This is a genomic window from Allobosea sp. 10L417 (assembly GCF_056395485.1).
This window is the reverse complement of the sequence record NZ_JBFTJP010000015.1, coordinates 42994-64517: the sequence shown is the minus strand read 5'-3', so window position 1 is coordinate 64517 and position 21524 is coordinate 42994. Positions and strand designations below refer to the sequence as shown.

22 protein-coding genes and 1 tRNA gene are annotated in these 21524 nt (G+C 65.5%); 10 read left to right on the top strand and 13 right to left on the bottom strand.

The window, feature by feature from the left end:
* Window positions 1-68: 68 nt before the first annotated feature.
* The 9 genes from AC1DE3_RS25935 to AC1DE3_RS25895 all read left to right on the top strand — a co-directional run bounded on the left by AC1DE3_RS25935 (window position 69) and on the right by AC1DE3_RS25895 (window position 8206).
* Window positions 69-914: an ABC transporter substrate-binding protein gene (locus tag AC1DE3_RS25935; RefSeq protein WP_476780743.1), complete on the top strand. Its 846-nt coding sequence runs from the start codon at window positions 69-71 to the stop codon at window positions 912-914.
* A gap of 13 nt (window positions 915-927) precedes the next feature.
* The gene (locus tag AC1DE3_RS25930) at window positions 928-1839 is read left to right on the top strand and encodes an amino acid ABC transporter permease (RefSeq protein WP_476780636.1); all 912 of its coding nucleotides are present in this window, start codon (window positions 928-930) and stop codon (window positions 1837-1839) included.
* Window positions 1836-2636 (top strand): amino acid ABC transporter ATP-binding protein, encoded by an 801-nt coding sequence (locus AC1DE3_RS25925; protein WP_441509679.1) that lies wholly within the window; start codon window positions 1836-1838, stop codon window positions 2634-2636. The genes AC1DE3_RS25930 and AC1DE3_RS25925 overlap by 4 nt, the downstream gene beginning before the upstream one ends.
* 325 nt (window positions 2637-2961) lie before the next feature.
* Complete coding sequence (locus AC1DE3_RS25920) at window positions 2962-3294, top strand: c-type cytochrome (RefSeq protein ID WP_476780635.1); 333 nt, start codon at window positions 2962-2964, stop codon at window positions 3292-3294.
* 439 nt (window positions 3295-3733) lie between these two features.
* The gene (locus AC1DE3_RS25915) at window positions 3734-4549 is read left to right on the top strand and encodes a cytochrome c oxidase subunit II (RefSeq protein ID WP_476780634.1); all 816 of its coding nucleotides are present in this window, start codon (window positions 3734-3736) and stop codon (window positions 4547-4549) included.
* Window positions 4550-4612: 63 nt separating this feature from the next.
* Window positions 4613-6373, top strand: coding sequence for a cbb3-type cytochrome c oxidase subunit I (locus AC1DE3_RS25910; RefSeq protein ID WP_476852890.1), 1761 nt, complete (start codon window positions 4613-4615; stop codon window positions 6371-6373).
* Between the two features lie 12 nt (window positions 6374-6385).
* Complete coding sequence (locus AC1DE3_RS25905) at window positions 6386-7102, top strand: cytochrome c oxidase subunit 3 (protein WP_476780632.1); 717 nt, start codon at window positions 6386-6388, stop codon at window positions 7100-7102.
* Between the two features lie 36 nt (window positions 7103-7138).
* Entirely contained in the window at window positions 7139-7861 is a 723-nt protein-coding gene (locus tag AC1DE3_RS25900; protein ID WP_476780631.1) for a heme-copper oxidase subunit III family protein, read from the top strand.
* Window positions 7862-7870: 9 nt separating this feature from the next.
* Window positions 7871-8206: a cytochrome C oxidase subunit IV family protein gene (locus AC1DE3_RS25895; protein WP_476780630.1), complete on the top strand. Its 336-nt coding sequence runs from the start codon at window positions 7871-7873 to the stop codon at window positions 8204-8206.
* A gap of 31 nt (window positions 8207-8237) precedes the next feature.
* Here AC1DE3_RS25895 and AC1DE3_RS25890 read toward each other — a convergent pair whose 3' ends face one another.
* Window positions 8238-9209: a D-cysteine desulfhydrase family protein gene (locus AC1DE3_RS25890; protein WP_476780742.1), complete on the bottom strand. Its 972-nt coding sequence runs from the start codon at window positions 9207-9209 to the stop codon at window positions 8238-8240.
* A 426-nt stretch (window positions 9210-9635) separates the two neighbouring features.
* Here AC1DE3_RS25890 and AC1DE3_RS25885 point away from each other — a divergent pair.
* A tRNA-Arg gene (locus tag AC1DE3_RS25885) sits at window positions 9636-9712 on the top strand.
* An 88-nt stretch (window positions 9713-9800) separates the two neighbouring features.
* On the opposite strand, the gene AC1DE3_RS25880 is transcribed toward AC1DE3_RS25885, so the two are convergent.
* The 12 genes from AC1DE3_RS25880 to AC1DE3_RS25825 all read right to left on the bottom strand — a co-directional run bounded on the left by AC1DE3_RS25880 (window position 9801) and on the right by AC1DE3_RS25825 (window position 21504).
* Window positions 9801-10439, bottom strand: a complete 639-nt coding sequence (locus AC1DE3_RS25880) for an enoyl-CoA hydratase-related protein (RefSeq protein ID WP_476852889.1) — start codon at window positions 10437-10439, stop codon at window positions 9801-9803.
* 33 nt (window positions 10440-10472) lie between these two features.
* Complete coding sequence (locus AC1DE3_RS25875) at window positions 10473-11765, bottom strand: TRAP transporter large permease (protein ID WP_476852888.1); 1293 nt, start codon at window positions 11763-11765, stop codon at window positions 10473-10475.
* A complete protein-coding gene (locus tag AC1DE3_RS25870) occupies window positions 11762-12307 on the bottom strand; it encodes a TRAP transporter small permease subunit (RefSeq protein ID WP_476852887.1) in 546 nt (181 codons plus the stop codon). The genes AC1DE3_RS25875 and AC1DE3_RS25870 overlap by 4 nt, the downstream gene beginning before the upstream one ends.
* 58 nt (window positions 12308-12365) lie before the next feature.
* Window positions 12366-13397: a TRAP transporter substrate-binding protein gene (locus tag AC1DE3_RS25865; protein ID WP_476852886.1), complete on the bottom strand. Its 1032-nt coding sequence runs from the start codon at window positions 13395-13397 to the stop codon at window positions 12366-12368.
* A gap of 60 nt (window positions 13398-13457) precedes the next feature.
* Window positions 13458-14984: an AMP-binding protein gene (locus AC1DE3_RS25860; RefSeq protein ID WP_476852885.1), complete on the bottom strand. Its 1527-nt coding sequence runs from the start codon at window positions 14982-14984 to the stop codon at window positions 13458-13460.
* 3 nt (window positions 14985-14987) lie between these two features.
* The gene (locus tag AC1DE3_RS25855) at window positions 14988-15698 is read right to left on the bottom strand and encodes an ABC transporter ATP-binding protein (protein ID WP_476852884.1); all 711 of its coding nucleotides are present in this window, start codon (window positions 15696-15698) and stop codon (window positions 14988-14990) included.
* Window positions 15695-16426 (bottom strand): ABC transporter ATP-binding protein, encoded by a 732-nt coding sequence (locus tag AC1DE3_RS25850; protein ID WP_476852883.1) that lies wholly within the window; start codon window positions 16424-16426, stop codon window positions 15695-15697. Before AC1DE3_RS25850 ends, AC1DE3_RS25855 begins: the two co-directional genes overlap by 4 nt.
* A complete protein-coding gene (locus tag AC1DE3_RS25845) occupies window positions 16423-17433 on the bottom strand; it encodes a branched-chain amino acid ABC transporter permease (protein ID WP_476852882.1) in 1011 nt (336 codons plus the stop codon). The genes AC1DE3_RS25850 and AC1DE3_RS25845 overlap by 4 nt, the downstream gene beginning before the upstream one ends.
* Window positions 17433-18308 carry a branched-chain amino acid ABC transporter permease gene (locus AC1DE3_RS25840; protein WP_476852881.1) on the bottom strand — a complete coding sequence of 292 codons (876 nt, stop codon included), beginning with the start codon at window positions 18306-18308 and terminating at the stop codon, window positions 17433-17435. The genes AC1DE3_RS25845 and AC1DE3_RS25840 overlap by 1 nt, the downstream gene beginning before the upstream one ends.
* 67 nt (window positions 18309-18375) lie before the next feature.
* A complete protein-coding gene (locus tag AC1DE3_RS25835; RefSeq protein WP_441509696.1) occupies window positions 18376-19596 on the bottom strand; it encodes an ABC transporter substrate-binding protein in 1221 nt (406 codons plus the stop codon).
* A gap of 68 nt (window positions 19597-19664) precedes the next feature.
* Entirely contained in the window at window positions 19665-20717 is a 1053-nt protein-coding gene (locus AC1DE3_RS25830; RefSeq protein WP_476852880.1) for an alcohol dehydrogenase, read from the bottom strand.
* Between the two features lie 16 nt (window positions 20718-20733).
* Entirely contained in the window at window positions 20734-21504 is a 771-nt protein-coding gene (locus AC1DE3_RS25825) for an SDR family NAD(P)-dependent oxidoreductase (protein WP_441509698.1), read from the bottom strand.
* Between the last annotated feature and the right edge of the window lie 20 nt (window positions 21505-21524).

Here is a 21524-nt window from a genome sequence, read left to right as displayed (position 1 = left end):
AACAGGGGAATGCCGCCATGAAGACGATCGTGAAACTTGCCGGTGCCGTCGCGTTTTCCGTTGCGCTCATGCAGGGCGCGGCGCAGGCGCAGGATCAGTCGATCCAGATCCCGAAGCAGAAGGTCGACGAGGCCCTGCGCGCCAAGCTGCCGGAGACGATCCGCAGCGCCGGCAAGATGATCTCGGTCAACAACGGCTCCTTCCCCCCCTACGAGATCGTCACCGACACCAACAAGATGATCGGCGCCAGCGCCGATCTCTCCGAGGCGCTCGGGGAACTTCTCGGCGTCAAGATCGAGCATGCCACGGTCAACGGCCTCGCCTCGTCATTGAGCGGCATCGCCGCCGGCCGCTTCCAGTTCGCCATGGGCCCGATCGGCGACTTCAAGTCGCGCCAGGAGGCGAACGACTTCGTCGACTATGTCCGCGAATACGTGGTCTTCGCCGTGCAGAAGGGCAATCCGAAGGCCATCAACAGCCTTGAGGACAGCTGCGGCAAGAAGATCGCCGTGATGTCCGCCGGCTCGGCCGAGAAGGTCATCAAGGCACAGGCCGAGAAATGCGCTGCCGATGGCAAGCCGGCGCTGGAGGTGATGTCCTTCACCGATCAGCCGACCTCGATCCTCTCGGTGCGCTCGCGCCGAGCCGATGCGTTCTTCTCGTCGCAGGCGCCGCTCACCTACTTTGTACAGCAGGCGAAGGGCGATCTCGAGCTGGCGGCTATCGGCAAGGCGAACGGCTTCCAGGATCTGTTCCAGGGCGCCGTCGTGCCGAAGGGCTCGCCGCTCGGCGAGGTTCTGGTCGGCGGCATCAAGGCGCTGAAGGCCAACGGCACCTATGCCGCGATCTTCAAGAAATGGGGGATCGAGAACAACATGATCGACGAACCCGGCATCAACCGGTCGGCGAACTGAGCCCGAGCACAGAATGAGCAACGCAACGCAGGCGACGCCCGAGCGCGAACTGGCGCTACGCGACGTCGCCAAGGCGCACCGCCCGGTCGAGTGGGGACGCTGGCTGCTCTGGGCCTTCGTGCTCGCCGTCGCAGCCAACTTCGCCTGGATCGTCGCCTGGAATCCTAATTTCGGCTGGCCGGTGGTGGCGCAATGGTTCACCGCGGAGTCGATCCTGCGCGGGCTCTCGGTGACGCTCGGGCTGACGGTCGTCGCCATGGTGATCGGCGTCGCCATCGGGCTGGCGCTGGCCATCGCCCGGTTGTCGGAGGACCGCTTGTTCAGCGGCGTCGCCGGTCTCTACATCTGGTTCTTCCGCGGTACGCCTCTGCTGGTGCAGCTCATCTTCTGGTACAACCTCTCGACGCTGTTCCCCGAGATCTCGATCGCCATCCCCTTCGGGCCGACGCTCGTCAGCTGGCACACCAATGACCTGATCACGCCGATGACGGCGGCGATCGCCGGGCTTTCGCTGAACGAGGCCGCCTATATGGCCGAAATCATCCGAGGCGGCCTGATCTCCGTCGACAAGGGACAGGTCGAGGCGACCGACGCCTTCGGCATGACGCGGGGGCGGGCGCTGCGCCGCGTCATCATCCCGCAGGCGATGCGCTCGATCGTGCCGCCCACCGGCAACCAGCTCATCAGCATGATCAAGGCGACCTCGCTGGTCAGCGTCATCGCCATGGCCGATCTGCTCTATTCCGTGCAGGCGGTCTACAACCGCACCTTCGAGGTCATCCCCATGCTGATGGTGGCGGTGATCTGGTATCTCGCGATTACCTCGGTGCTGAATATCGGCCAGGGCTTCATCGAGCGCTACTACGCCCGCGGCGAGCGCGGCGCGACGCAGGCCAAACCCGTCATCGCGGAGCCGACGCCATGAGCCGCGACGCTATCAAGGCCGGGGCCGCGCCGCTGGTCAGCGCCCGCAACGTCCACAAATCCTTCGGCGCCAACGAGGTGCTGAAGGGCATCGACCTCGATGTCGCGCCCGGAGAGGTCGTGGTGATCCTCGGACCGTCAGGCTCGGGCAAGTCGACCTTCCTGCGCTGCATCAACCATCTCGAGGCGATCGATCGCGGCTCGATCATGGTCACCGGCGAGCAGATCGGCTACCGGCTCTCCGGCGAGCGCCTGATCAAGCTGTCGAACCGGGCGATCGCGGCGCAGCGCCGCCAGATCGGCATGGTCTTCCAGCAGTTCAACCTCTACCCGCATATGACGGCGCTGGAGAACATCATCGAGGCGCCCGTCGGCGTCCACGGTCACAGCCGCAAGGAGGCGACCGACTACGCCATGGAGCTGCTCGGCCGCATCGGCCTGACCGAGAAGGCGCATGCCTATCCGCGCCAGCTCTCGGGCGGCCAGCAGCAGCGCGTCGCCATCGCGCGGGCGCTCGCCATCCGTCCGAAGCTGATGCTGTTCGACGAGCCGACTTCCGCGCTCGACCCCGAGCTCGTCGGCGAAGTGCTGGCGACGATGCGCGATCTCGCCAGACAGGGGCTGACGATGATCGTCGTCACCCATGAGATCGGCTTCGCGCGCGAGGCGGCCGACCGTGTCGTCTTCATGGATGGCGGTGTCGTCGTCGAACAGGGGCCGCCGGGCGAGGTGCTCGCCTCTCCCAAGCATAGCCGCACGCGCTTGTTCCTGAGCCGCTTCATTCGCGAAGCGGTTTGAGGCGTGACGCCGCAGGAGCGCTGACGACAGCGCCAACGCCGGAAAAGCTCGCCGACAAAACGCCCTCAGAGACCGTTTGAGAATCCCCCGAGCCCTCATCCTTCGAGACGCTGCTCACGCGGCTCCTCGGGATGAGGGCCGGAGTTTCCAGACGGTCTCTCAGGCGATTTGGAGCGATCAAGTATTGGCAGTATAAACATACCGCGAATGCGGCGCGGTCGACGGGTCTGACGGAAGGATCACCTCTGTTTCTTGAGGAGTGTGTCCGATGGCATGCAGGGCCGTGATAGCATTGTCGATACTGGCCGTATGGCCTCATTCAGCCATGGCGGCCGGCGACACCGCCGCAGGCGAGAAGATCTTCCTGAGATGCCGGGCCTGTCACCAGATCGGCGAGACCGCGAGGAACGCCGTCGGGCCAAAGCTGAATGGCCTTTTCGGCCGCCACTCGGGCTCGATCGAGGGCTACAGCTATTCCCCCGCCAACAAGAACTCCGGCATCGTCTGGGACGAGCCGACATTCCGGGATTACATCAAGGCACCGCAGGCCAAGATCCCAGGCACCAAGATGACGTTCCCGGGCCTCAAGTCCGACCAGGAAATCGACGACGTCGTCGCGTTCCTCAAGCAATTCGATGCTGACGGAAAGAAAAAATAGCCGGTTCCCCTCCCGGTTTCGGCTGCGACCAAGCTGTTCTGCGGTGCAGTGTCGATTGACAACTCCCGCACGCAGGGCGACAACATGATGATGACTTTTGGCCGGAGACTTGACTGCCCCGTGACCCGGTCCGAAGTGTATGCCCCCGCTGGCGGCGCGTGATTGCCGAGGCGGGCCGAGGGTTCGGCGATGGCGAGCAGGAAGCACAAGGCTGAGCCTTCCACTCCGCTCGGCGGCGTTCGCGCCCGGCAGATGCCTTGCTCCACCCCCGATCGTATCGGCCTCGTTCGTTTCGAGCAGAGGATCCGGCCGGCCGCGGGCTGCAGCGTTGTTTCGATGTCGAAGATGAGTTCGTCTGCCTAGCGCTGCGGCGCATTTTCCTGCGCCGCAGCGTTGCCTTGCTCCTGTTCATCGCCGCCCTCGGCAAGGATGAAAAGGGATGGGTATCGCGGTCGTCCTGGCTCTGGTCGTGATCGGCTCGGTGGTCTTCCACTTCCTGAGTCCGTGGTGGTGGACGCCGATCGCCTCCAACTGGCGCTATATCGACGACACCATGATCATCACGTTCTGGATCACCGGCGCGGTCTTCACCGCGGTCGTGCTGTTCATGGCCTATTGCGTCTTCCGGTTCCGCCATCGCGAAGGCCGCCGCGCCGCCTACGAGCCGGAGAACAAGCGACTGGAATGGTGGCTCGCGATCGGCACGGGAATTGGCGTCGCAGCGATGCTGGCGCCCGGCCTCGTCGTCTGGCACCGGTTCGTCACGGTGCCGAAGGACGCTTCCGTCGTCGAGGTCGTCGGCCAGCAATGGCAATGGGCCTATCGGCTCCCGGGCGCGGACGGCCAGCTCGGCGCCACCGACATCGCCCAAGTCACGCCCGAGAACCCGCTCGGCATCGATCCGAAAGACCCGCGCGGGCAGGACGACATCGTCATTCAGGGCGATCAGCTCCACCTGCAGCTCGACAAGCCGGTCAAGCTGCTGCTGCGCTCGCTCGACGTGGTGCATGATTTCTACGTCCCGGAATTCCGGGCCAAGATGGACATGATCCCGGGCACAGTGACCTATTACTGGCTCACGCCGACACGCGCGGGCACCTTCGAGGCGCTGTGCTCCGAGCTGTGCAGCACCGGCCACACCTTCATGCGCGGCGGCGTCGTGGTCGAGCCCGAGAGCCAGTACCGCGACTGGTTGCAGCAGCAGAAAACCTTCGCCCAACTCCAGAGCTCAACGAGGACGCAGGCGAAAAACTAGGGATGAGCGAGGGGGCGAGCTCCGAACGGGGATTTCGTCCTGCGAGGCGTGGGAGATGGCCCGATGGTCGACGTGATGCACGGCGTCCCCGAACCGCTACCGGCGGCCGAGATCGACGATGTCGAGCTCTATCATCCGAGGAGCTGGATCACGAAATACGTCTTCTCCCAGGATGCCAAGGTCATCGCCATCCAGTATTCGAGCGTGGCGCTGGCGATCGGGCTGGTCGCGCTGGTCCTGTCCTGGCTGATGCGGCTGCAGCTCGGCTTCCCCGGCGCGCTGCCCTTCATCGACCCCGATCGCTACTACCAGCTCATCACCATGCACGGGATGATCATGGTGATCTATCTGCTGACCGCCCTCTTCCTCGGCGGCTTCGGCAACTATCTCATCCCGCTGATGCTCGGCGCGCGGGACATGGTGTTCCCCTATGTGAACATGCTGAGTTTCTGGATCTATTTCCTCGCCGTGCTCGTGCTCCTCGGCGGCTTCTTCCTGCCGGGCGGCCCGACCGGAGCCGGATGGACCCTCTACCCGCCGCAGGCGATCCTCGCCAACACGCCCGGCCAGCAATGGGGCATCATCGTGATGCTGTCATCGCTGATCCTCTTCATCATCGGTTTCACCATGGGTGGGCTGAACTACGTCGTGACGGTGCTGCAAGGGCGCGCCCGGGGCATGACGCTGATGCGCATGCCATTGACGATCTGGGGCATCTTCACGGCGACCGTCATGGCGCTGCTCGCCTTTCCCGCGCTCTTCGTCGGCGCCGTGATGATGCTGCTCGACCGGCTGATCGGCACCAGCTTCTTCATGCCGGCCATCATCGCGATGGGCGAGCCGCTGGCCTACAAGGGCGGCAGCCCACTGCTATTCCAGCACCTGTTCTGGTTCTTCGGGCACCCGGAGGTCTACATCGTGGCGCTGCCGGCCTTCGGCATCGTCTCCGACCTGATCAGCACCCATGCGCGCAAGAACATCTTCGGCTATCGCATGATGGTCTGGGCGCTGATCGCGATCGGCGCGCTCAGCTTCGTCGTCTGGGCGCACCATATGTATGTCAGCGGCATGTATCCCGCCTTCGGGTTCTTCTTCGCCACCACGACGCTGATCATCGCGATCCCCACCGCGATCAAGGTCTACAACTGGGTGCTGACCCTCTGGCAGGGCGATATACACTTCACCGTCCCGATGCTGTTCGCGCTCGGCTTCATCGTCACCTTCGTGAATGGCGGGCTCACCGGCCTGTTCCTCGGCAATGTCGTCGTCGACGTGCCGCTCTCCGACACGATGTTCGTCGTGGCCCATTTCCATATGGTGATGGGCGTCGCGCCGATCCTGGTGATCTTCGGAGCGATCTACCATTGGTATCCGAAGGTTACCGGGCGCATGCTCGACGATCGGCTCGGAAAGCTCCATTTCTGGGTCACCTTCCTCGGGGCCTATCTGATCTTCTTCCCGATGCACTATATCGGATTGATGGGCGTGCCGCGGCGCTATCACGAGATCGGCGGGATAGCCCTCGTTCCGTCGTCGGCGGCAACGCTGAACGAATTCATCACGGTCGTCGCGCTGATCGTCGGCGCCACCCAGCTCGTCTTCCTGTTCAATCTCATCTGGAGCCTCCGGCACGGCCGGCCCGCCGGCGGCAACCCCTGGCGCGCGACCACGCTGGAATGGCAGACGCCGCAGACGCCGCCCGCCCATGGCAACTGGGGCAAGACCCTGCCCGTGGTCTACCGCTGGCCCTATGACTACAGCGTGCCCGGTGCGGCGGAGGATTTCCTGCCGCAGAACCAGCCGCCGGATCCGCGGGCCGCGTGAGGAGATGTCGCCATGGGCGTGGTCCTCAGCTTCATCGTCGTCGTGGCAGCCTTCGCCGGCTGGTGGCTCTCGCGTCAACGCCTGACGGCAAAGCCCTGGCTCGAGGTCGGCGTGATCGGCGACGCGGCCGAGCCGACCTCGCCCATGACGGCGAAGCTCGGCCTCGGCACCTTCCTCGTCGTCGCCAGCTCGCTCTTCGCGCTTCTCATCAGCGCCTATTCGATGCGCATGAGCATGGCGGATTGGCGCGCGCTGCCGATGCCGACCGTGCTCTGGTTCAGCACCGGGCTGCTGATCCTGGCGAGCATCGCCCTGCACATGGCGGTGGTCGCCGCGCGTTGCGACGAGCCGGGCCCGCTCCGCTCCAGCCTTCTCGCCGCGGGCGTCTGCTCGCTCGCCTTCCTCTCGACGCAGGCACTGGCATGGCGTGAGCTTGTCGTCTCCGGCTATTTCGCCGCGACCAACCCCGCCAGCGCCTTCTTCTATCTGGTCACAGCCATTCACGGAGCGCATGTGCTCGGCGGGCTCGTCGCGCTTGGCCGAACCTCCGTCAGCGCCTTCGCTACGCCGAAGGACCTTGCACCGAAGATTCCGCGTGAGCTGACCCTCAGCGTCGAGCTCTGCGCCATCTATTGGCATTTCCTGCTGCTGGTCTGGCTCGTCCTGTTCAGCCTGCTGATGCGCTGGACCGACGACCTCATCGAGATCTGCCGGGGATTGCTGACCTAGAGCCTGGCCTCATGAGCTCCCATCGAGGAGGGGCCGATGAATGAGATTGCGCCGACTGCCGTAAACACGGACATCGCCCGCCCCACCGGCTGGCGCGGTATCGCGGCCGATTGGTCGTCCGATCAGCGGGCCTTCAAGAACGTCTCCTGGGGGAAGGCCATGATGTGGATCTTCCTCCTCAGCGACACGTTCATCTTCGGCACCTTCCTCATCTCCTACATGACGGTCCGAATATCGACGGTGGTGCCCTGGCCCAATCCGAGCGAGGTCTTCGCGCTCGAGATCGGCGGCCACCACCTTCCGCTGATCCTGATCGCGATCATGACCTTCGTCCTGATCAGCAGCAGCGGCACGATGGCGATGGCGGTCAATTTCGGCTATCGCCGCGACCGCAGGAAGACGGCGATCCTGATGCTCGCGACCGCTCTGCTCGGCGCGACCTTCGTCGGCATGCAGGCCTTCGAATGGACGAAGCTTATCCGGGAAGGCGTGCGCCCATGGGGGAACCCCTGGGGCGCCGACCAGTTCGGCTCCAGCTTCTTCATGATCACCGGCTTCCACGGCACTCATGTCACGATCGGCGTGATCTTCCTCCTCATCATCGCCCGCAAGGTCTGGCGCGGCGATTTCGACCAGGGTCGGCACGGCTTCTTCACGAGCCGGAAGGGTCGTTACGAGATCGTCGAGATCACCGGCCTCTACTGGCACTTCGTCGATCTCGTCTGGGTTTTCATCTTCGCGCTGTTCTATCTCTGGTGAGGTGGCGACATGGCACAGCCTGCAGCTCACAACGACGCGCAACAGCACCCGATCAGGCTCTACCTCGTGGTCTGGGTCTGGCTGTTCATCCTCAGCACCTGCTCCTACCTGGTCGATTATTTCGGCCTCGTCGGCTACCTGCGCTGGTCGCTGATCCTTCTCTTCATGATGTTGAAAGCCGGCCTGATCGTCGCGGTCTTCATGCATATGGCCTGGGAGCGGCTGGCGCTGACCTATGCGATCCTCACCCCGCCGCTGGCGCTCATCATCTTCGTCGGCATCATGATGTTCGAGTCGCACTACACGCTCTTCAGCCGGCTGACCTTCTTCGCGGCTGGCTCGTGACGCGAAGTTCCCGAACCCGGCCTGGATGTCTCTACCGCTGAAACACCTCCGGATAGGCAAAGAGACCGGGCGCACCGCCCGTGTGCCAGAAAACGACGGTCTCGTCAGGGCGGATGGCGCCGGTTCTGACAAGTGAAAGAAGTCCAGCCATCGCCTTTCCGGTATAGACCGGATCGAGGAGAATGCCTTCGGTGCGGGCAACCAGCTGGACGGCCTCGATCATCTCGGCGGTGGGCTGGCCATATCCCGGCCCCACCCGGGAATCATCGATCTCAAGAGCGGACATCGCGTCCCTCCGGCGATCCTCCAGACCGTAGATCTCCTGAACCAGCCCGGAGACGATGGCCCGCGCCTGCTCGGATGAGCGGGAGACGCTGATGCCGTGCACGCGCCAGGGCAAGCCGGCCTGCTCCACGCCGGCGAGAATGCCGGCATGGGTGCCGCCGCTTCCCGTCGGCAGAAGGATGCGGTCGATGCGGCAGCCTTCATCCTTCGCCTGGGCAGCCAACTCCAGAAGTGCGTCGCGATAGGCCAGGCTTCCAAGCGCATTCGAACCGCCGACCGGGATGAAATACGGCCTCCGTCCTTGCGCCGCCAGCCCTGCCATCGCCTCCTCAGCGGTCGCGGCACCGTCCTCGCTCGCGGCGAGGAGGCGAATTTCCGCGCCAAAGATCCCGTCGAGCAACCAATTCCCGTTGGTTCGATAGGCTTCGCCGCGATTTGCGACCGAGTCGGTCAACAGCAGCAGGCAGCCGAGGCCCTGCCGTGCCGCCGCCGCCGCGGTCTGGCGGGCGTGATTCGACTGGATGGCGCCCATGGTCACCAACATGTCGGCGCCGTGTTTCAGAGCATCGGCCACCAGATATTCAAGCTTGCGGGCCTTGTTTCCGCCGCCGGCAAAGCCGGTGCAGTCGTCACGCTTGATCCAGATCGACGGAGCCCGGCGATTGCCGCCGAGCGCGCTCGCAAGGCGCGGCAATCGCTCGAAGGGCGTCGGCAGCATCGCGAGCCGGATCGTGTCGTGGCGGTTCATTCGAGCAAGCTCCCGGTATCTGGACGGCATAGGCGATACCATACTGCCGGAATGGAGATTGGCTGGGTCCGCCGCCGCATGCCGGATGCGCGCCTTCGACGCAGCGGCATGCCCATGGCGACACCTCAAACATCTGCGTGCGTCGCCATGCCTCCCCTTGATCGTCTTCTACCCCACCAGCGATCGCGCGATATACCGGCATCACCGGTAAACAAGGGTGCCGGAGGCGGGATATCCATCGCAGGGGTCGATGGGCAAATATCGACCACGAACAATGAGCAGCCGCGGCACGCCGACGCGATGCGAATGAATGACCTTGCCGCCTCGGTCTCCGCCCTCCTGCAAAATCCTGCATTGCCGAAGCGGCGGGGATCGGCTATCCAGCGTTCACGGTTAGCGCCCGTAGCTCAGCTGGATAGAGCGTTGCCCTCCGAAGGCAAAGGTCACACGTTCGAATCGTGTCGGGCGCGCCAGTATTTTCCGGCCTTTGCAGCATTGCCGGCGTGTGACTTTCATCGGTTTGGGACAGTTTTGGGACAAGTCGCTTCTTCAGCGGATGTCTCATGCCGCGATGCGCAGGGCCAAACGATGGGCAGCATCCAGCAGCTCGCCATGCGGCACGACCGCTGAAACCAGCCCAATAGTCTTGGCTTCGTGCGCCGCTACCGCCTCGCCGGTGAGGGCCATCTCACAGGCTTTGGCGAAACCCACGATTCGCGGCAGCAACCAAGCTCCGCCATCTCCCGGGATCAGGCCGAGTCTGACGAAGTTCTCGGCGAAGCTTGCCTTTTCGGAGGCGATGCGAAGGTCGCACATTAATGTCAGGTCGCAGCCCGCTCCAATCGCCGGCCCGTTGACCGCCGCGATGACAGGGATTTCGAGTGCTTCGAGCGCCAGGGGCAGCTTCTGGATTCCGCTGCGATAATTGCGTCGCGTTCGCACCGGCAGCCGATCGTTAAGGCCGCCGCCGCTGCGCATCTTCTTGAGGTTGCCACCGGAAGAGAAGGCCGTGCCGGCTCCGGTCAGGATGGCGACACGGGCAGCCGGATCGGCCTGGAGCCGGTCGAAGGCGGCAAGCAGCGCTGTGACTATATCTTCGTCCGAGATCGGATTACGGAGCTCGGGCCTGTTCAGGGTCAGAGTGACGATTCCCTGACGAGCATCCTGGTAGAGAACCCCGCTTCTGTCATTTTGCGCCACGCTGAACTGCTGAAATGAGTGAAGGAAAGATCGTCAGCCGGCCATCATCTTGCGTGGCAGCCAGAGTATGATCTCGGGCCACGCGACCAGCACCGCGATGATGACGATGTGGGCGATGAAGTGCGGCAGCGAGCCGCGGAAGATCTCCTGTACCGGCCGCCCCGAATAACGCGCCACGACGAAGCAGTTGAGCCCGATCGGAGGCGTTATCATCCCGACCTCGGCCGTGACGATCTTGATGATGCCGAACCAGAGCGGATCGAAGCCGAGCACCTTGATCAGCGGCAGCACGATCGGCACGGTCAGGACCAGGATGGCGATCTGGTCCATGAACATCCCGAGGACGATGTACCCGCACAGAATGATCGCGATGATCAGCCAGCGCGAGACCTCTAGCGCGCCCACCCAGCCGACAAGCGTCTGCGTGACCTGGGTCAGCGTGAAGAAATAGCCGAAAATCTGGGCACCGAGCAGGATCATCACGATCATGCAGGTGCCGTTCGCGGAACGGCGCAGGACGCGCACCAGCGCCGGCAGCGTGACCTTGCCGTACCAGGCTGCGATGGCAAGAGCGCCGGCGGCGCCGAGTGCCGAAGCCTCTGTCGGCGTGGCGATGCCGGTATAGATGACGCCGGTCACCGCCCCGAACAGGACGACCATCGGGCCGACGACCCTAAGCCAGGCGATCTTCTCGCGCCAGGGGACGGGTTTTGCAGGCGGGGCACGGGAGGGATCGAGCAGCACCAGCACATAGACCGTCGCCATGATCGTGAGCATGACGAGGATGCCGGGTATGATGCCGCCGATCAGCAGCGCACCGATATTGACCTCGGCGAGCAGCCCGAAGATCACGAGCGCGACGCTGGGCGGGATCAGCATCGCGAGCGTGCCGGAGATCGCGACGACGCCGCCCGCCATCGCCGGCTCGTAGCCCTGCTTGAGCATCGCCGGCAGGCTCGTTGCCGACAGCGTGGCTGCCGACGCCGTGCTCGTCCCGCAGATGGCGCCGAAGCCGGCGCCGGCGAGCGCCGTCGCCATAGCGAGGCCGCCGCGCACCCGCCCCATCCACGCTGCCGTCGCGCGGAAGAGATCGTCCGCGACGCCGCTGAGGAGCACGAGTTCCGCCATCAGCAGGAACATCGGGATGGTGATGAGCTCATAGGCTCCGACGGTCGAAAGCGGAGCCGTCTCGAGGATGCCTGAGAGCATCGACATGCCGCCGACCAGCCAGAGGCCGAGGACGCCCGATGCGATCATGGCGAAGCCGACAGGCGTGCCGATGGCGAGCAGGAAGAACAGCACGCCCAGTCCGATGGCGACGATCATTCGAAATGTTCTCCCTCGCCATGCCCGATCCTGACCGGCACGACCTCACGCCCTGTGGCGAGGCTGAGCAACTGGGCGATGAACTGGACTGCGAGCCGCAGCGTCATGAGCCCGCAACCGAGCGGCACCAGCGCCAGCGAAGGCCAGGTCGGCCAGGGTATGGCGCCCGACAGCACATCGCGCGATGCATAGGCATCGATCGTCCTCAGCGCGCCGAAATAGGTGATGAGCGCGAAGACGAGCGCGCCGATCGCCGTGGTGAGGAGTTCGGTCAGCCGGATCGCAGGCGGCGGAAAGCTCTGCTGCAGGATGTCGACATTGACGTGCGCTCCCTCGGTATAGGCGGCCGACAGCGAGAGGAAGAAGACCGCGGCGACGAGATAGAGCGAGATCAGATCATAGGCCCAGGACAGCGGGCTGTGGAAGAAATAGCGCATGATCACATCGCAGAAGACGATCAGCATGATCACGAACATCGCGGCGGCGGACAGCCAGCCGAGCACATCCTCGATGGCGGACAGCGCGCGCAGGATCGGCTTCATCTGAACTCCTTTCGGTGAACGCGGACGGTGTGGGCTTCTCCACACCGTGCGCGGCGCATCAGCCGCCGGCCTGCTTCTTCAGAAGGGCCCGGAACTCTCTGAGCACCTCGCTGCCCTTCTTGCCGCGCCCATCGAGACCCCGGGCCCATTCGTCGCCGACGGCGCTGAGCTTGCCAGCGATGCCGGTATGCATCGCGGCCGGCAGCGGGGCGAAGGTGACGCCGGATGTCTTCAGCTTCTGCCGGGTCTCGTCGTCCTGGCGGTCGACCTCGGCGCAGGCGCTCTTGTTGACCGCGTCCGCTGCCTCGGTCATGGCCTTCTGGGTCTCGGGCGCGAGCTTGTTCCAGGCCGCGTCGCTGATCGAATAGGCCACGATGAAGCTGCCGAAATTCTCGCCTTCCGTCGAATACTTCACCAGCTTGTCGACGTTGTAGGAGATCACGCTGTCGAGCGGGAACAGAACGCCATCGAGCGTGCCGCGGGAGAGCGACTCGTAGGTGTCCGGCGCGGCCATGCGTACCGGCGTCGCACCGATGCTGCGCAGGGTCAGATCCTGCGCACCGCCCGTCGTGCGCAGCTTCAGCCCTTTCAGGTCCGCATCGGATGCCACAGGTGCCTTCACCGTCAGGATCTGATAAGGCGGCAAGGCGACGGCGAGCAGCAGCTTGATCTTGTTGGGCGCGTAGTCCTCGGCCGCGACGAGCCCGTTGCGTGCCGTTTCCAGATAGGCTTTCGTGCCCTCGCAAGCCGTGGTGAAGCCGCCCGGCAGCATCGCGACCTCGGAGGCGACCATCTTGTCGGAGACATAGGCCGGCGCGACATAGCCGATATCGACGACACCGGTCTGGGTCAGCTTCAGCATGTCGGCCGCCTTGCCGATCTGCTGGCTCGGGAAATAGTCGAAAGTGATGCCTCCGTTCGTGCGCTTGGTGACCTCAGCCATCCAGGGCTGAATGATCAGCTTCACGAGGTAATGACCGGCGGGGAAGGAATCCGCCACGCGCAGCTTGCGGGTTTCCGCCTTGGCGGAAGCGCTCAGCACGCCGAGCGCGGTCGCGGCAACGCACGCCGCCGTCAGGGACCTGTTCATGTTTTTTCCTCCGTCTCGAATGGAAGGCGCGTTGCAGCCGCGCTCTTGAGGTGGGTGGGTTCAATCGGCCTGCCGGCGCAGCTCCGTCTTCAGGATCTTGCCGTAGGAGTTCTTCGGCAGGGCGTCGAAGAAGCGGTAGTGCTTGGGCTTCTTGAAGCGAGCAATGTGTGCCCCGCACAGGGCGTCCAGCTCCGCAGTGGCGACGGAGGCGCCTTCATGCAGGCTGAGCGCCGCAACGACCTCCTCGCCCCAATCCGGGTGCCGGCGCCCGAAGACCGCGACTTCCGCGACGGCCGGGTGCAGGAGCAGCACCTCCTCGACCTCGCGCGGATAGATGTTCACGCCGCCGGAGATGATCACGTCCTTGGAACGGTCCTTCAGCGTCAGCAGGCCATGCTCGTCGAGCGAACCGAGATCTCCGGTATGGAGCCAGCCGTCGCGCAGCGCCGCCGCGGTCGCCTCCGGATTGTTCCAGTATCCGCTCATGACGCTGTCGCCGCGGACCAGCACCTCGCCGATCTCGCCCGCAGGCAGGGTCGCGCCGTCATCGCCGGCGACCCGCAGAGAGACGATGGCCTGTGCGTAGCCGACGGAGCCGAGCCGGTGATCGAGCATACCGTCGCCCACATCCTCGTGAAGGCTGCGCGGCAGCACCGTGATCGTCATCGGGCTTTCGCCCTGCCCGTAGATCTGGACGAGGCGCTGGCCGAAGACCTCGAGCGCATGCCGGCTGTCCTCCACATACATCGGACCGCCGCCATAGATGATCGCCTTCAGGCCCRCACGCTCGGCATCGCCGATGACGCCGGCACTCATCAGGCGGGTCACGATCGTCGGCGCGGCGAAGAAGGCGCAGCCCCGATAGCTGCGCAGCAACGAGGCGAGTTCGGCCGGGTCGAACCGGCCGCTCTCGGGTACCACCTGGGCGGCCATGCCGGCGACATGCGGCAGGGCATAGAGGCCCGAGCCATGCGAGAGCGGCGCCGGGTGCAGGATGCAGTCTCCCGGCGAAACCGTATCCACCTCCGCTAGATAGCCCAGCGTCATCGCCCGCAGGTTGCGGTGGGTCAATACCGCCCCTTTCGAGCGCCCTGTCGTGCCGCTGGTGTAAAACAGCCAGGCCGGATCTCCGGCGGCGACATCGCGCTCGGCTGCTTCATCCGACTGCGCGAGCGCGCGATGATCCCGGCTGCCAATGGCGACGACCGGGGGCTGGCGCTGCTGTATGAAGTCCAGCGCTTCCGAAACCGTGCCGGCGAGATCCGCAGTGACGAAGACGAGGGCCGCAGCGGAATCGTCGAGGATATGCGCGATCTCCCTGGCATGGAGCTTCGCGTTCACCGGCACGCAGACGAGCCCGGCTCGCCAGCAGGCGAAGAGCAGCGCCAGATAGTCCGGGCAGTTGCGCATAACCAGCGCGACCCGGTCACCGGGCCTCAGGCCGTGATTTTCGACGAGCCCTCCCGCGAGCCGTGCCGCCAGCGAGCCCCATGCCGCATAGCACCAGACCGGCGCGGTGCCGTCGAAGACGGCGATGCGCCCGGGTGTCAGCTTGGCGGCGCGGCCGAGGAGAGATGCGATGTTCATGCGTCATAGCCCCAGATAGGCCGCGCGAACCTGAGGATCGGCCAGCAGCTCGGCCGCTTCTCCGCGCAGTACGATCTCGCCCTGGCGCAACACATAGCCGTCGTCGACCGAGCGCAGGCTGAGCTGGACGTTCTGCTCGACCAGAAGCAGGCTGAGCCCCTCCCGGGTGAGCGTGCTCAGGACCTCGAAGATTTCGGCGACGACCTTGGGGGCGAGGCCGATCGAGGGTTCGTCGAGGACGAGTAGGCGCGGCCGCGTCATCAGCGCCCGGCCGATCGCGACCATCTGCTGCTCGCCGCCGGAGAGTGTGCCGGTGCGCTGGCTGGAGCGTTCGCGCAGGCGCGGGAACAGCCCGTAGACCCGATCGAGCCCCTGTTCGCGATGTTCCTTCGCATGTCCGAAGGTGCTGGCGGCGACGAGGTTCTCCTTCACCGTGCAGTCGGGGAACAGCATCCGCCCCTCCGGCACGGTGCCGATGCCGGCCCGCGTCCGGTCGGACGCCTTCATCGTGCCGAGGACGCCGTCGTCCCAGGCGATCGTTCCGGCGCGCGTGGGCAGCAGGCCGTTGATCGCCTTGACGATCGTGCTTTTCCCGGCGCCGTTGGAGCCGATCAGCGCGACGCGCCGGCCGCTTTCGATGGTCAGGTCGATGCCGCGGATGACATTGGCCTTGCCGTATCCGGCGGCGACGCCTTGCAGGACGAGGCGACTCACGACACGGCACTCCCGAGATAAGCTTCCTGCACCTGGACATCGGCCAGCACCGCGCGGGTGGCGCCGCTGGCGAGCATCTCGCCGAAATTGAGCACGATCGCGTTTCCGCAGAGCTCGCTGATGATCGGCACGGAATGCTCGACCATCATGATGGTGATCCCCTCCGCGTTGATCCGCCGGATCTGTTCGCAGAGCGCGGCCGCCTCCGTCGCGGTGAGGCCCGCCAGCATTTCGTCGAGCAGCAGCAGGCGCGGTTCCGTTGCGACGGCGCGCGCGATCTCGAGACGACGCATCTCGGCGACGCTGAGCCGCTCGGCGTCGAGATCGGCCAGATGCGTCATGCCGACCCGCGCCAGCGCGAGCCGCGCGTGCTGTTCGGCGGCGGCGGATGCCTGGTGGCAAGCGAAGGCGGCGACCTTGACGTTCTCCAGAACGGTCATGCCGTGGAAGGGGCGCACGATCTGGAACGTCCGAGCGAGGCCGAGCCGGCAGATCTCGTGCGAGCGCAGGCCGTCGATGCGACACCCGTCGAGATGCACCGTGCCGGTGGACAGCGGGAGCAGGCCCGACAGGCAGTTGAACAGGGTCGTCTTGCCGGCGCCGTTCGGCCCGATGATGCCGAAGATCTCGCCGGGCATCACTGCGAAGCTGACATCGGACACCGCCTTCAGCCCGCCGAACGACTTGCCGAGCCCGGTGACGGCAAGTAGTGGCTGCTGCTGGCTCACGGCGCGGCCTCCATGGCAACCGTCTCCCCGGCCGCTTCCCGCCTCTCTGGAAGAACGCGCCGGAGCCGCGCGTTCAGCACACCTCCGAGCCCCTGCGGCAGCACCAGCGCCAGCACGATCATCAGCAGTGCATAGGCGACGATGTTGACGCCATGGAAGCTGGAGCCGAGATAGGTCCGGAGCAGCTCGCCGGCCGGGATCAGCAGGGCGGCGCCGAGCAACGGCCCCCAGAGCAGCCCGAGGCCGCCGATGATGCCGAAGACCAAGAGCTGGATCGAGAGTTCGACGCCGAGCGTCGAGCGCGGATCGACGAAGGCGAAGGTGTTGGCGAAGATTGCGCCGCCCAGCGCGGTCAGCGCGGCGCTGAGTGCGAAGACCAGCAGCTTGTAACGCATCGCCGGCACGCCGAGCGCTTCGGCCGCTCCTTCGTTGTCGCGCAAGGCACGCCAGTAATAGCCTGGCCGGGCCGTCAGGAATGCCTGGGAGAGGAAAAGCGTCACGGCGAGAAAGGTGACGACGATCAGTCCATAGGGCCACTTGTGATCGAATTGCAGATAGCGCAGCGTTTCGGATGAAGAGGGCAGCATCATGCCGTCCGACCGGCCGAGCCAGAGCGTGGCCGAGACGAGCAGGAACGCCACCTCGCTGAAGGCGAGCGTGGCGATCGAGAAGAAATAGCCCCGCAATCCGTAGCGGAAGCAGAGCAGGCCGATGAAGAGCGCGCTCGCGACCGCCAGCAGCACGCCGATGGGCCAGGTCGCGAGCGGTCCGAGCCCGAAGCCGACCTGGCCAAAGGCGACGGTGTAGGCACCGATGCCGAAAAACAGCGAATGACCGAGCGAGACCAGACCGGTGAAGCCCGCCATCAGATTCCAGGCGACCGCTACGGTGCCGATCAGCCCGACCATGATGAAGATTTCCATGAAATACGGGTCGGTGAGGCTGACGCCGAACCCGGCGATCGCAAGCAGCGTCGGCACCAGCGCCGGAAGGAAGCGGCGGAGCATCAGCGCGACCCTCCGGCCGGGACGAGGCCTTCCGGCCGCAGCAGCATGACCAGAATCAACAGCGCGAAGGGCACGGCGGCTGCGACCGACGCCGTCAGCCAGGACGCGGCGATACTCTCGGCGATGCCGACCAGCAGCGCTCCGATCAGGACGCCGCCGAAGGAGCCCATGCCGCCGACGATGACGATGACGAAGGCCTTCAGCGTGAAGAGCTGGCCGACGTGCGGATTGACGTAGAGCGCCGAGACCATCAGCGGTCCGGCTACGCCGAGCGTGCCGAGGCCGATCGCCATCGCCCAGCGATAGGTGCCGCCGATATCGATGCCGGATAGCGCGGCGCCGTCGCGCGACTGCGAGACGACGCGCATAATCAGGCCGAGATCAGTCTTGCGCAGGACGACGTAGAACAGTCCGAGCAGGGTGACGGAGGCGAGCGCGGCGATCGCCTGCGGCATCTGGATCAGCACGGGGCCGAGCCAGATGCTCGCGGTGGACCGCTCCTGCGTCACCAGCAGGTTGTCGGCCTTGAAGACGACGAGCGCGAGGTATTGCAACAACAGCGACAGGCCGAGCGTGACCGCCATCTGATTGATTTCCGGCACCTTGAGCGCAGGGCGGATCAGGCCGCCGAAAAGCACATAGCCCATCAGCATCAACACCGGAGCGACCAGGAAGACGGCCAGGATCGGGTCGATCCCCAGGAAGGTGAAGGCGAGGTAGCCGCCATACATGGCGAGCATCAGGAACTCGCCATGGGCGAAGTTGACGATGCGCATGACCCCGAAGACCAGCGTCAACCCCACGGCGACGAGCGCATAGATCGCCCCGTTCGTGAGCCCGCTGAGCAGGGCCTGGAGAAATATGGTCGTCGACATGCGGCTCCTCATGCACCGCGCGATCGCCTTGTGGCACTGGCGCGGCGGCTTGTGACGGGTCGGCCGGTCAGCCCTTGATGGGTTCTGGCGGACGGACGGCGACGGCTTCGGGCCAGACGGTAACGAACTTGCCGTCGATGGCCTGGACGATGACGCAGGTAGCCGGCGACTGCCCCTGCTCGTCGAAGGAGAGAACGGGGGCCGGCAGCACCGCGGCGGGCCCGTCCGTGATCTTCAGCGTGGTCAGTGCTTCGCGAATCGCGTTGCGGTCGGTCGATTTGGCGGCATCTGCGGCGAGTGCCAGCGCGTAGGTCGCGACAAAGGCCTGGGCCTGGTTGCTGAGCGGCGTCTCACCCGGATGAGCTTCTGCGAAGGCCTTGACGAAGGCCAGGCTCGCGGGCTTGTTCAGGTCGGGCGACCATTCGACGACGCCGAAGGTCCGGTCGCTCGGCTTGCCGGCGGCAAGCACCGTCTGGTTCACATGCGCGCCGCCGAAGCCGACATAGAGCGGCCGGAAATTCTGGGCCGCCAGGGCGCGCAGTAATACCGTCGAATCCTCGGCATAGGCGCAGGTCAGCAGCCCTTCGGCCCCACTGGTGCGCAGCTTGGTGGCGATGGTGCTGAAATCGGGAGTGCCGGTGCGGAAGGTCTCGTCCGTCAGGATCGGATAACCGCGTCCGGGCATGACCGAGGTGTAGTTGCTGCGCACCGCCTGGCCGGCGGGCCCGTCTTCGGTTGCGAGCGCGATCTTGCCGACCGAAATACCCTTCGATTTCTGGTAGTCGAGGAAATCGGCGATATAGCCGCCGAACCATTTCGCCTTCACCGCCGTCCGGAAGACGTATTTCATGCCCTGTTCGGTCAAGGCGTCATTGACCGCGCTGGTGATCATGAAGGGCGTGCGGTTGCGCTCGGCGATCTGCGCGGCGGGAATGGTCGTCGCCGAGGCCCAGGCGCCGGTCAGCGCGCTCACCCGTTCGCGGCTGATCAACCGCTCCGCCTCGGCCCGCGAGACCTCGGGCTTCGACTGGATGTCGGTGACCAGCAGCTCGACCTTGGCGCCTCCGAGCGATTTCAGGCCGCCCGCGTCGTTGATCATCTTGGCGGCGAGCTGATGCGCCTTGAGCATGCGGATGCCGTCCGAGGCGTGAACGCCGGTGGTGGGCACCAGCACGCCGATCTTCAGCGCGTCCGTCGCGGCATGGCCGCGGGACGGAATGATGGCCGGCATGGCTATCGCCGCCCCCATCAGCAGCGTCTGCCTGCGGTCGATTCCTGATTTCGTCATGGTTGCCTTCCCTCCCTGGTGAATACGGCGACGGATTCTTCCGCCCGTTGCCGTTCTGGTTGTTCAGCTCATGGGCACAGCACCGCACGGCCGACGAAGCGGCCCTCGCGAAGACCGATCAGAGCCTCGTTGGCGTTCTCGAGCGGCAGCCGCGTCACCGGAATCGGTGAAATCTTGCCGGCGCGGGCCAGCGCGAGGAGCTCGCGTAGTTCGGCGAGGTTGCCGACCAGGCTGCCCTGTATGCGGGCCGCCTTCATCGGGATGAGCGGCAGCGACCAGGGTGCCGTGCCTCCGAACAACCCCACGATCACCATCGTCCCGCCCTTGGCGAGGGCATCGAAACCCAGCGCGGCCGATGTCTCGTTCCCGACGAGGTCGATCACAGACGGGGCGGAGCCACCGACGGCCTCGGCGATCTGTGCCAGGGCATCGGGCGCGGCGCCGTCGATGGCCGCGAGCGCTCCCGCTTCCAGGGCCGAGCGCCGCTTGGCCGGGTCGAGATCGACGAGAACGGCGCCGACGCCGCCGAGGGCGCGCAGGATCTGGATGCACATCAGCCCCAGGCCGCCGGCTCCAATCACCAGGACGGGCTGGCGCTCGATCTGGTCGCCGAGCTTTCTGAGTGCGCTGTAGGTGGTGACGCCGGAACAGGCGAGCGGAGCCACCTGCGCAGGGTCCAGATCGCCGATTGGCAGGAGATAGCGGGCATCCGGCACGCGCAAATATTCGGCATAGCCGCCGTCGCGGTGGACACCGAGATAGCCGGCCTTGGCGCAGTAGTTCTCGAAACCGTCCCGGCAAGTCTGGCACTGACCGCAGCCGATCCAGGGATAGGCCAGGCATCGTTCGCCCAGCGCGACGCCCTCGGCGTCCGGCCCGAGAGCGACAACCTCTCCGACCGTCTCGTGGCCCATGGTGATCGGCAGTGCGACGCCGCGGTCCCGGAGCGAGAGCTTGCGCCCGGAGCCGAGATCGTAGCCGCCTTCCCAGAGATGGATGTCGCTGTGGCAGACGCCTGCCGCCTTGACCCGGATGACGACCTCGCGGCCTGTCGGGACCGGTTGTGGCTTCTCGCCGGCGGCGAGCGGAGCGCCGAACTCTTCGATGCAGAAGAAGCGCATGCTGTCCCCCTTGCGCTCAGCGGGCCGTGAAGCCGCCGTCGACCGGCAGGGCCACGCCGCTGACGAAGGACGCGTCGTCGGATGCCAGCCAGAGCGCGGCATGGGCGATCTCGTCCGGGCGGCAGAGCCGTCCGAGGGGCACGGCTGCGAGCAGCTTCTTCTCGTTCGCGGCCGCCTCGGCCGGATCGCCCGAGCGGCTGGTGAAGTTGAACGCCATCGGCGTATCGGTGAGGCCCGGGCAGATCACGTTCACGCGGACCTTGTCGGGTGCGAATGTCTGCGACAGCGACTTGGTCAACCCGACGACGGCGAACTTGGCCGCCGAATAGACCGGGCTGAACATCGAGCCGACGAGCCCCGAGACCGACGCCGTGAAGATCAGCGAGCCGCCTCCGCGCTTGCGCATGTGCTTGATGACCTCGCCGGCGGCGAGCGCTGCCGAATCGATGTTCAGCGCCATTGCCCGGTCATAGGCCGACAGATCGAGGTCCTCGATACCGGCGGGGCCGGGAATGCCGGCATGCGCCCACATGACGTCGATGCCGCCAAGGCGCGCCGCCGCCTCGTGAACGGAGGAGCGCATCACCTCCTGTCGGGAGAGGTCCGCCTGCAGCGTCTCGACGTTTTGGCCTCTCGCCTTCGCTTCCGTGGCGAGGCGCGCCAGGGCCTCGGCGTCGACGTCGATCGCGACGACCTTGGCGCCTTCGCGCAGGAACAGCTCGACCCCGGCCTTCCCCATCCCCGATGCCGCCGCGGTGATGACGGCAAGCTTGCCCGCAAGACGCATGGTCGTTTCCTCCGGCTGTT

Coding starts and splice junctions, on each gene's coding strand:
- AC1DE3_RS25840 (WP_476852881.1), bottom strand. CDS start 18,308: ATGTCGACGACCATATTTCTCCAGGCCCTGCTCAGCGGGCTCACGAAC.
- AC1DE3_RS25910 (WP_476852890.1), top strand. CDS start 4,613: ATGGTCGACGTGATGCACGGCGTCCCCGAACCGCTACCGGCGGCCGAG.
- AC1DE3_RS25890 (WP_476780742.1), bottom strand. CDS start 9,209: ATGCTGCCGACGCCCTTCGAGCGATTGCCGCGCCTTGCGAGCGCGCTC.
- AC1DE3_RS25875 (WP_476852888.1), bottom strand. CDS start 11,765: ATGATCGTCGCCATCGGACTGGGCGTGCTGTTCTTCCTGCTCGCCATC.
- AC1DE3_RS25915 (WP_476780634.1), top strand. CDS start 3,734: ATGGGTATCGCGGTCGTCCTGGCTCTGGTCGTGATCGGCTCGGTGGTC.
- AC1DE3_RS25835 (WP_441509696.1), bottom strand. CDS start 19,596: ATGACGAAATCAGGAATCGACCGCAGGCAGACGCTGCTGATGGGGGCG.
- AC1DE3_RS25825 (WP_441509698.1), bottom strand. CDS start 21,504: ATGCGTCTTGCGGGCAAGCTTGCCGTCATCACCGCGGCGGCATCGGGG.
- AC1DE3_RS25925 (WP_441509679.1), top strand. CDS start 1,836: ATGAGCCGCGACGCTATCAAGGCCGGGGCCGCGCCGCTGGTCAGCGCC.
- AC1DE3_RS25900 (WP_476780631.1), top strand. CDS start 7,139: ATGAATGAGATTGCGCCGACTGCCGTAAACACGGACATCGCCCGCCCC.
- AC1DE3_RS25830 (WP_476852880.1), bottom strand. CDS start 20,717: ATGCGCTTCTTCTGCATCGAAGAGTTCGGCGCTCCGCTCGCCGCCGGC.
- AC1DE3_RS25920 (WP_476780635.1), top strand. CDS start 2,962: ATGGCGGCCGGCGACACCGCCGCAGGCGAGAAGATCTTCCTGAGATGC.
- AC1DE3_RS25930 (WP_476780636.1), top strand. CDS start 928: ATGAGCAACGCAACGCAGGCGACGCCCGAGCGCGAACTGGCGCTACGC.
- AC1DE3_RS25870 (WP_476852887.1), bottom strand. CDS start 12,307: ATGAAGCCGATCCTGCGCGCGCTGTCCGCCATCGAGGATGTGCTCGGC.
- AC1DE3_RS25905 (WP_476780632.1), top strand. CDS start 6,386: ATGGGCGTGGTCCTCAGCTTCATCGTCGTCGTGGCAGCCTTCGCCGGC.
- AC1DE3_RS25845 (WP_476852882.1), bottom strand. CDS start 17,433: ATGCTCCGCCGCTTCCTTCCGGCGCTGGTGCCGACGCTGCTTGCGATC.
- AC1DE3_RS25895 (WP_476780630.1), top strand. CDS start 7,871: ATGGCACAGCCTGCAGCTCACAACGACGCGCAACAGCACCCGATCAGG.
- AC1DE3_RS25935 (WP_476780743.1), top strand. CDS start 69: ATGCAGGGCGCGGCGCAGGCGCAGGATCAGTCGATCCAGATCCCGAAG.
- AC1DE3_RS25865 (WP_476852886.1), bottom strand. CDS start 13,397: ATGAACAGGTCCCTGACGGCGGCGTGCGTTGCCGCGACCGCGCTCGGC.